The 8,811-nt window shown below is 67.8% G+C and carries 10 protein-coding genes; 5 read left to right on the forward strand and 5 right to left on the reverse strand.

What is annotated here, in order from left to right:
- Nucleotides 1-229: 229 nt before the first annotated feature.
- The gene (locus D0Z08_RS00700) at nt 230-685 is read left to right on the forward strand and encodes a hypothetical protein (RefSeq protein ID WP_118921682.1); all 456 of its coding nucleotides are present in this window, start codon (nt 230-232) and stop codon (nt 683-685) included.
- 182 nt (nt 686-867) lie between these two features.
- On the opposite strand, the gene D0Z08_RS33315 is transcribed toward D0Z08_RS00700, so the two are convergent.
- Nucleotides 868-990 (reverse strand): hypothetical protein, encoded by a 123-nt coding sequence (locus tag D0Z08_RS33315; protein WP_281271691.1) that lies wholly within the window; start codon nt 988-990, stop codon nt 868-870.
- Between the two features lie 543 nt (nt 991-1,533).
- Here D0Z08_RS33315 and D0Z08_RS33320 point away from each other — a divergent pair.
- Entirely contained in the window at nt 1,534-1,656 is a 123-nt protein-coding gene (locus D0Z08_RS33320) for a hypothetical protein (protein ID WP_281271692.1), read from the forward strand.
- A complete protein-coding gene (locus D0Z08_RS00705) occupies nt 1,656-2,495 on the forward strand; it encodes an alpha/beta fold hydrolase (protein WP_118921684.1) in 840 nt (279 codons plus the stop codon). The genes D0Z08_RS33320 and D0Z08_RS00705 overlap by 1 nt, the downstream gene beginning before the upstream one ends.
- 1,031 nt (nt 2,496-3,526) lie before the next feature.
- On the opposite strand, the gene D0Z08_RS00710 is transcribed toward D0Z08_RS00705, so the two are convergent.
- The 4 genes from D0Z08_RS00710 to D0Z08_RS31590 all read right to left on the reverse strand — a co-directional run bounded on the left by D0Z08_RS00710 (nt 3,527) and on the right by D0Z08_RS31590 (nt 6,329).
- Nucleotides 3,527-4,642, reverse strand: coding sequence for a glutamate--cysteine ligase (locus D0Z08_RS00710; protein WP_118921686.1), 1,116 nt, complete (start codon nt 4,640-4,642; stop codon nt 3,527-3,529).
- A gap of 2 nt (nt 4,643-4,644) precedes the next feature.
- Complete coding sequence (locus D0Z08_RS31850; protein WP_182481080.1) at nt 4,645-4,809, reverse strand: hypothetical protein; 165 nt, start codon at nt 4,807-4,809, stop codon at nt 4,645-4,647.
- A 355-nt stretch (nt 4,810-5,164) separates the two neighbouring features.
- Nucleotides 5,165-5,545 carry an ACT domain-containing protein gene (locus D0Z08_RS00715; protein ID WP_118921688.1) on the reverse strand — a complete coding sequence of 127 codons (381 nt, stop codon included), beginning with the start codon at nt 5,543-5,545 and terminating at the stop codon, nt 5,165-5,167.
- 235 nt (nt 5,546-5,780) lie between these two features.
- On the reverse strand, nt 5,781-6,329 hold the full coding sequence (locus D0Z08_RS31590; protein WP_147381275.1) for a hypothetical protein: 549 nt from the start codon (nt 6,327-6,329) through the stop codon (nt 5,781-5,783).
- 684 nt (nt 6,330-7,013) lie between these two features.
- Between D0Z08_RS31590 and D0Z08_RS00720 the strand changes: the two genes are divergently transcribed.
- Together D0Z08_RS00720 and D0Z08_RS00725 are read left to right on the forward strand one after the other, a co-directional pair.
- The gene (locus D0Z08_RS00720) at nt 7,014-7,475 is read left to right on the forward strand and encodes an NfeD family protein (RefSeq protein ID WP_118921690.1); all 462 of its coding nucleotides are present in this window, start codon (nt 7,014-7,016) and stop codon (nt 7,473-7,475) included.
- Nucleotides 7,476-7,486: 11 nt separating this feature from the next.
- Nucleotides 7,487-8,566 carry an SPFH domain-containing protein gene (locus D0Z08_RS00725; RefSeq protein WP_118921692.1) on the forward strand — a complete coding sequence of 360 codons (1,080 nt, stop codon included), beginning with the start codon at nt 7,487-7,489 and terminating at the stop codon, nt 8,564-8,566.
- Nucleotides 8,567-8,811: the final 245 nt, after the last annotated feature.

Below are 8,811 nucleotides of genomic sequence, written 5' to 3' on the forward strand. Positions count from 1 at the left end.
CTTCTACAACCACCAGCGCCGACACAGCGCGGCGGGCATGATGAGCCCGATCAACTACGAGAACACCGCGGCCCCCGACCGGGAAGCCGCATAGGGAAGCCCTCCACGATTCGGGGGGAACCACAAAGGTCCCAATTGTTTGCATGGCGGTGGCAGGCATCAAGGTTACGAAAGATGGAGCGCCCGAGTAGTCTCGGAGGCGAGGGAACGGCCTGGAAGGGCGTCCCGGGTGAGCGACTCGACCAGCATCAACCACAGCAGCCACGCCGATCAGGCCTTGCGTCTGCGGTCGCCGGTGGCGATCGTCATCGTCCTGTTCACCGTCTCCTATCCCGCCAACGACTTCTACGGCGCGGAGAGCGACACCGACATCGGCTTCGGCGTGTTCCTGATCTACGTGGCGATCGCCCTGACCACCGCCATCGTCGTTTTCGCCGTGGTGATGCCATGGGCCATCCGTCGTCAGTGGATCGGAGTCGTTGCCCTGACGCTCTCGCTCGTCGGGTTCCTCCTGGCTCCCGGCTTCTGGACCGGGGTACCACCCGCCGTGGCCGCCGGTGGCGCTCTGCTCGGATGGGCAGGTGTCGACGCGGCGAAGGGCCGCCGGTTGTCACAAGCCGCGCTCGTGATCGGCGTACTCGGAGTGATCGCGAACGCGTACTCCTACGCTGACGTGTTCGTTTAGTCAGCCGGTCGCGTCGAAGCAGCTCCGCAGCTCTTCGTGTCCGAGATTCCCGGTTGATCGGGACTCGACCCCAGCTACGTTGCGGAAATGATTCCACGGAACGGGGAGGTGACAACATGCCCGAGTCGTTGAGGCTGCACCGTTGGGGGTCGCGGGCGGTGTCGCCTTCGCCCTGCTCGTGGTCATGTGGTCCGTGCGGACACGTGCCCGCCGCCGTCGACGCCCCTGACCACGTCCTCGACGTCTACGACGAGCCCAGCGTCCAGCGGGCTGGTGCTCGCGACCACGGTTGTCGGGCTGCGCACCCGCTTGGTTCCCCGATGGCCGGGTCTCGCCGGATGCCTGCTGTCCGGCCTGCTCCTTATGGGTTTCTCAGGCCCCCGCTCTACGTCCTCTCGCTGTGGATCGCCGGCATCAGCATCGCGCTTCGCCCGCGCGCCTGACGCGCGAGCCTGCAACCCCGCAATTGCGGCTCACTAACCTTGGTCGGGAAGTCCATGCCGCGCCGTCCGGAGCCTCCGAAGCCTGAGGCCGTGCGTGAGGCCACCTCCCGACGAAGATTCCTGAGCTTCTGGGGGGTCAGGCGCACGCGTCTAAGTGGGCGGTGCGCCGCGTCTATCTGGGCGGAATGGGCGCATCGCTGGGCACAGTTCCGGTCAGGGAACCGCTACCGGCGGGAGACCGGCCAGGCTCGAGACCGGCCAGGCTCGAGACGTGGATCGAGAGCACGCTGGGTGTCCCGAAGGGGATCCCCATACGGCGGGGCGATGAGTTTTCGTCCCGCCGGTTGTCCATCCCTGAGAACGCAGGACGGTCGTGAACGTTCTGCGCGACGAACCTCGTCGGGAATGCGCTGCTCGGCCGTCCTTCCCGGCGCCACCGTCCACGACGCTGTCCTGGAGGCCACGATGTATCCGACGATCTGCTCGTACCACGCCTCCGGCGTCGTCATCGCGGAGGAGTTGGTGTGATGACGACGCTCGAGGCGAACGGCGTCACGCTCGGCGTCGAGCACTTCGGCGACGCGGCGGCGCCGCTCGTGCTTTGCGCGGGTGGCACGACCATGCTCTCTTGGCCCGACACGCTCTGCGAGTCCCTCGCGCGGGGTGGTCGTCACGTCGTGCGGTACGACTTGCGCGATTCCGGTGCGTCGATCACTGTCGATCCCGAGGCGCCGGCGTACACACTGCGCGATCTTGCCGCCGACGCCGCGGCACTCGCCCGGGAACTCGACGACCGGCCGGCACACCTGGCGGGCATCGGCGTCGGCGGGATGGTCGCCCAAGTTGCCGCGCTCGACCACCCGGAGGCGTTCTCGGCTCTGACCCTCGCCGGAACGCGACCCATCGCCCCGGGCCCGGTCGACGACGACCTGCCTGACCATGACGCGGCAACGATGGGCCGGCTGTTCTCGCGCTCGATGCCCGACTGGTCCGACCGCGACGCGGTGACGGAGTTCGCCGCCGAAGGCGCTGAGATCCTGGGAAACGACCCGGCCGTCACCCGAGCGGCCGCCGCACGCACATGGGACCGCACACCGGGCACGGTGCCAGCAGTGCAGATGGCCAACCAGCTGGGCATCGTGTTCGCCAGGCTCGACTGCAAGCCGCGCTGGCGCGAGCGGCTCGCCGAGCTCGCGATGCCGACGCTGGTGGTGCACGGTCGCCGCGACCCGTTCTTCCCGGTCGGCAACGGTAAAGCTCTCGCGCGCGAGATCCCCGGTGCACGGCTCCTCGTACTCGAACGGGCATCGACGGCGATCCCCGATGCGGCCGCCGATCAGGTCGCGATGGCGATGCTGGACCTCTAACCAGACACCCACGGTCCTGGCCGAAACACGCGGACAGCAGGCTGCGTGAGAGGCAACCGGACTGCCAACCGGCGCTGGTCGCCGCAGCCGATCCTCTGCGGAACGGTCTGGGTGTCGACCTCGAGCACCCTCCACCGTCACCGCAGGTGGTTCGGCTTGCGGAGCGATTCGATGCAGACGACCCGAAACGCGGCTGCAGTTCGCCGCCGATGCGCGTGGCCACGGGTTCCTAGTTCAGGTTCGTAGTGCGAGCCCGCGCCTGCCAACGGCCGTGTTTAACCAGTCACCGAGCCTTGCCGGTTCGTCGACGAGATCTTCTGCCTCCTCGAGCCCATGGAGCAGGCTGCTCTGGCGTGGCTCCGTGATACAGCACCTGATGGGCACCGCAGAGGTCGCCGGGATTCTCGGCGTGAGCCGGCCACGGGTGGGCCAATTGGTCCAGCGCGAGGACTTCCGCGCTCCGTCCCCCGCCGCGCGGCCGGGCCGGTCTGGGAGTCCGTCGACATCGAGCGGTGGGCCGGAAGCCGGGGCGGGTGGACCGCGCAGGAAGCTTGGCGTGATGGCTGTCAATGGGCTCCGCGCGACCAACCGACGACGCGGGCAGCACGCGGACGCGAAAGGACCTGCGAGGCGATTTCCCTTCGCCGGCATTGTCCGGATCAGGTGGATAGAGGTCGTCGGCTCGTCTTCCAACTCGCCGGCCTCTCAGCCTTTCGGCTCCCTCGCCCGTCTCGCAGGCCACTTCTATAGTGCACCGGCTGGGCCACGTTCACCAGGGACCAACGGCACATTTTTCCTATGAACCCGTGGCAGCGACTCGCCCGGGATGGCCGCCCAGACCCGCCAGAGACAGCGTCCGAGACGGAAGTTTCTCTTTCAACCATCATTGTGCTCTGCGCCGTTGATCGCTAGACCTGAGTCCGACGAGGCGCCCAGGCCCACTCGCTCACGCAGTCGAGTGCTCCCGGGCGCCTCGTTGCTTTCTTCGGTCTTAGAACGCGCAGTTGGTACGACTCCGATAGTGCGTGCGGTCAGTCGTCGTGGCCGACGGTGACCCGTGCGTGCGCGGCTATCACCTCGCTGAGGTGACCGGTCTTCTGGAAGATCTCCCGTTGCCGCGTCGCTCCGTTGCCGCGGGAGAACACCCGATCGATCCCGCTGGTGACCAGGCCCTCGTCGCCGCAGCGACGTAGGGCGGGGCGGACATGGTGGACAAGCGCAGCGATCACATCAGAGGCAGGCCGGGGACGCGATGTCGACGGATCGAGCAGCCTGTCGCTGATCGCCCACCGTGCCGCCTGCCAGGTCGCGAGCCTCAGCAGCGCGGTCGGGACCGGCGGGTGCGGTTCCCCCGCGGCCCACTCCTCGGCGGCGGTCTCGACGAGTCCCCGGCACAGCGCGGCGACCAGGACGGCGTCGCGGACGTCGAGGCAGACGTCGGCCACCCTGATCTCCACCGTCGGGTACCGGTGCGAGCAGCGAGCGTCGAAGTAGACCATCCCTTCATCGAGGATGACGTCGGATGCGAGCATGCTGTCGACGAGGCTGCGATATCCCTCGGGAGAGCCGAAAACCTCGGTCGGACCGGACACCGGCCAGCGGCCGAGCGCCTGCGATCGGAAGCTCGCGTAGCCGGAGTCCTGACCCTGCCAGAACGGCGAGTTGGCGCTCAGCGCGAGCAGGGCGGGCAACCACACCCGGATCCGATCGAGCACCCCCACCGCCTCCGCCTCTGACGCCACCGACACGTGCACGTGGCAGCCGCAGGTCAGCTGTTCGCTCGTGACGATCCCGAACCGCTCCGCCATCTCGTCGTAACGCGTGGTCCGCACCCGCCGGGGCTCGACCGCAACCGGGGACGTCGCGGAGGCGACAACCAGCGCCCCCTCCTCGCGCGCGGCAGCGGCCGCCTTGTTGCGCCAGCTCCGCAGCTCCTCCTCCAACGTCGACATCGAAGAGTGCGGCGCGGTGTAGAGCTCGAGCTGCTCCTCCTGCAGCTCGTGGACCAACGAACCTCCGGCGAAGCCCTCACCGCCGGCGTCGCCCTGCGCGGTCGCGATCCCGAGGATCCGGGTGGCCAACGGCGACGCGCGGCCCGTGTGAGCATCCATCAGCAGGAGCTCTTCTTCGACCCCGACGGTCCGCATGCTCACAGTGTGGCAGCGGAGCTGACGGCGCACACCGTGCGCGGGACCCTGGAGGTGAGGCGCCTGGACGGCTGGAGGTTCTCCGCGAGGCGCACCGCGTCCGTAGTATCGCTGTTGGTGATGATGACCAGCGGGATCCCCCAACGTGGCCGTTGGGGGATCCCCATCGGGGACATCCTCCCCCACGCGAGCTGGCAACGAGAGACCCATGACACCTGGCGGGACTCACCTCGGCCGCGGGTACACCCGCATACGCGGCAGGCCGCGGGATTCTGCATAGATATGCACGCCGAGGGTCAGATCTCCCGATGCGAGTGACGCCAGGATCAGGCAACTTTCGGGCCGAAGGTCATCGCGGCATTACGCCGCGAAGCGGCCGTCCCATTCCGCCTGCGCACGCGTGAGAGAGCACGCGCGAACTCGAGCATCGTGGTGGCGGTGATATCCGGCTCGAGGCTGTCGAGCCCGGGTTGCGCGTGGTGGTGCCGCTCGTCGCGCCTGCCGTCCCCGTGGTACCAATCGTCAGTCGGTGCGCAGGGTGGCCATGGTGCCTTCGAAGTTGTCGGTGGCCAGCGCCAGGCGGGTGCTGGTGGCCAGGTATGCGAGGGTGATGTTGACCTCGGCCTCTCCGAGCCGGCGGGCGACCTCGGCGAGAGCGCCCGGTCGGTCTTCGAGTGGCACCACGATGACTTCTTGCTCGCCGGCAATCTCGACGCCTGCTCCCTCCAGTGCCTCGAGGGCGGGGGCGAGATCGTCGACGAGCACGTGCACCTCGGCGGCGCCGCCACCGCTGGTCACCGCGCACATACCGTCGATGTTGACGCCCGCATCTCCCAGGATCCGGCTCAGGCGGGCCAACTCCCCAGGCTGGTCATCGAGGTAGACGGTGATGTCTGTGGCCATGCCCCGATGATCGTCCTCGCCGGCGACGCGCGGCAATGGGTGGATGGCTCAGGGTTGGCCGGGCACGTCTCCGATGCCGCCCTCATCTGCGATCCGCGCACTCGGGAGGATGCATCACACCGCGAAGCCGCCACTTCTATCCGCCGCTGTCGCCGCGGTTGATGCGTCCGCATAATGCCGAGTACCGGGCGGCGGGTTCTCGGCGTCGCCCGATGATGCCGGACTGCGTGCGCGCCTAGGGCTCCCAGATGTCGACCGTCACGGCGACGATGCGGCGGGCGTCGTCCAGGTACAGGTCCACGGTGAACCATGCAAGACAACTCGTGATCGATCCATCCGCAGGCTGCACCGACAGCCTGAGCGTTCCTTCGAAAGGTCGCGGGGCTGGCTTCGGAGGGCTGGCGCAGTGGGGGTGCTCACCGACGGATCGTTGAAGGTCGCCGGACTGCTGTGGCTCGCCGCCCTCGGAGTCGTAATGGACGTGGCTCGATATGAGTTGCGTCGCGGAGAAGGGACCCTGAACGCCTCGGAGATATCCGGACCTGGTGTTCACCAGCCACGACGACGGGTCCTGCACAGATTCCAACGGGAGGTCACCAAGCAGCACGGGACCGAGGCCCAGCCTCACTCGTTCGGCGAACGGCAAGCGGCTGGCTGTAGCGGCCATAGGCCTCAGGGCGAACCTGATGAAGTCATCGAGCAGTCGGGCGTCTCGGGCAGAGAGGTGCTTCTGCTGTGGCTGCTCGGGCTGTCGCGTTTCGGTCTCATCTGCGCGTGGGGTCACGGGGGCGCTGGAGCTGCTAGTGACCACAGCAGTGGGTTCTGACGGGCGAGCCTCACCAGAGGGTCCACACGCGGCCAGGAGAGCCGCCGCGACGGATAGGGCGCTGCAGGTTGTCCAGACACCCATGTCGGTAGTCCTCCGCTCACCGTTGACACCTACTGTCACGCCGAACTAGAGCAGGCGGTTTACCGACAGGGCTACTACTGCCGCCCAGCGTGCTCGCGCAGCGGCACGCTACTACGCACGGCGTGGCGAAGCGCCCGACCGTGCCGCACGGCGCATGCCGGCGCGCGATCGCCAGGGTGTGGCTAGCTCGCTCGAACCCTCGCTCAGCGCCGTACCGCGACGCCGAGTCAATAAGCCGCGATCTGGCTGTTTTCAGCCCGCATTTGGCCTGCAGCGACAGCCGCTGGCCACAAACTGCAGCAGGTACCGGTCGGAGGCGGATTCGGCTTCGTCGGAAGTATCCAACTCCGTGCCCTCATCTATCCCCTTCGCGCAAGACCGAGCTCGGTGCCAGCCCGCTTCAGGCAACGCGAGCTCGATGAATTCTTCGAAGCTCGAAAGGAGCGCTCCGTCGTTGTGAACTCCACAGAGACCTCGACGATGTCCCCACGACGCGGCTGGATCCACGCCGGAGGGGATCTCGGGGCCTGTTTCGGGTCGGGACACTAGGGTCGGACTATGGACTGGCTGCGCGACCACCTGTGGGAGACGTGGCTCGGCATCGCCATCGTGCTCGGCGTCGCAGAGATGCTGGGTATGGAGTTCTTCCTCCTCATGCTGGCCGCCGGGGCGCTTGCGGGGATGGGCACCGCTCTGGTCACCGACAGCGTCGCGGTGCAGGTGCTGGTCGCGTCCGGCACGTCCGTCCTGCTGCTCGCGGCCGTCCGCCCGCCCCTCGTGAGGCGGCTGCACGGCGGGCCGGAGCTCGTCCTGGGTCCCGCCGGCCTGGTCGGCGCCCGCGGGCTCGTCATCGAGTCCATCGCCGCCCACAGCCCGGGGCGGATCAAGATCGGTGGTGAGAGCTGGCTCGCCGTCTCCCCCGGCGCCGAGTCCGCCATCGAGGCCGGCCGCACCGTCGAGGTCATCGAGATCGTCGGCGCGACCGCACACGTCCGACCTGTCTACGATTCCCCGAGTTGAAGGAGTTCCCCATGGCGATCCTGATCGTGCTCGGCCTGTTGCTGCTGTTCGTAATCGTGGTGGTCGCCAAGGCGGTCCGCGTCGTGCCCCAGGCCTACGCCGGTGTCGTCGAGCGGTTCGGCAAGTACAAGGAGACGCTTCCTGCGGGCCTGAACTTCGTGGTGCCGTTCATCGACAAGGTGCACTACATGATCGACCTGCGTGAGCAGGTCGTGAGCTTCCCGCCGCAGGGTGCGATCACCGAGGACAACCTCACGGTCGACATCGACACCGTCATCTTCTTCCAGGTGACCGACCCGATCGCGGCGACGTACGAGATCTCGAATTACATCCAGGCCATCGAGCAGCTCACCATGACCACGCTGCGCAACGTCGTGGGCGGCATGGACCTGGAGCAGACCCTGACCAGCCGCGAGACGATCAACAGCGGCCTGTCCGCAGTGCTGGACGAGACGACGGGCCGCTGGGGGATCAAGGTCAAGCGCGTCGAGATTAAGGGCATCGAGCCGCCGCCGTCGATCAAGGACGCGATGGAGAAGCAGATGCGCGCCGACCGCGATAAGCGCGCCTTCATCCTCACGGCCGAGGGCCAGCGCCAGTCCGCGATCCTGACGGCCGAGGGCAACAAGCAGGCGGCGATCCTCAACGCGGAAGGCGATCGCGAGGCGGCCATCCTCGGCGCCCAGGCCGACCGCGAGGCCGCGATCCTGCGCGCCCAAGGCGAGGGACAGGCCATCCAGACCGTCTTCCAGGCGATCCACGACGGGCGCCCTGACCAGTCGCTTCTGGCCTACCAGTACCTCCAGATGATGCCGAAGATCGCCGAGGGCGACGCCAACAAGCTCTGGGTCATCCCCTCGGAGATCACCAAGGCGCTAGAGGGGCTGGGCTCCTCAATACACGAGATCGCGGGCATCCCCAAAGAGACCGAAGGACCCGCGCGTCGGGTCGACATGGGGTCCAGCGAGCCGCTGACCGCGGCCAGCGAGCCGACCACGGCGAACCGCGCGGTCCAGGAGGCGATCGCTGAGGCGCAGGCAGCGGCGCGGCCCGGCAAGCCGGCGCCCACCGACGAACCCACCCGTGAGTGACGCCGACGTCCGCCCTGAACTACGCCGGAGTGTGGACGGGCCTCATCAACATCATCGTGGGGTCCGGGCTCGTTCGCTCGTCATCCTCACGACGTTGCTCGCCCACCGGCGTCCCGCGGCACGCTACTGGCACCCCTCTGTGTCAAGACGCAGTCGGTAGCGGGGTTCTAGGGTGGGGTCTGGCGGGTCCGGGAAGTGGCTTGTCCGAAGAGCCGGTGTGGGGTTGTGAGCCGGTCGCGCTGGAG

The organism is Nocardioides immobilis (assembly GCF_003515065.1).
Taxonomy (GTDB): Bacteria; Actinomycetota; Actinomycetes; order Propionibacteriales; family Nocardioidaceae; genus Nocardioides; species Nocardioides immobilis.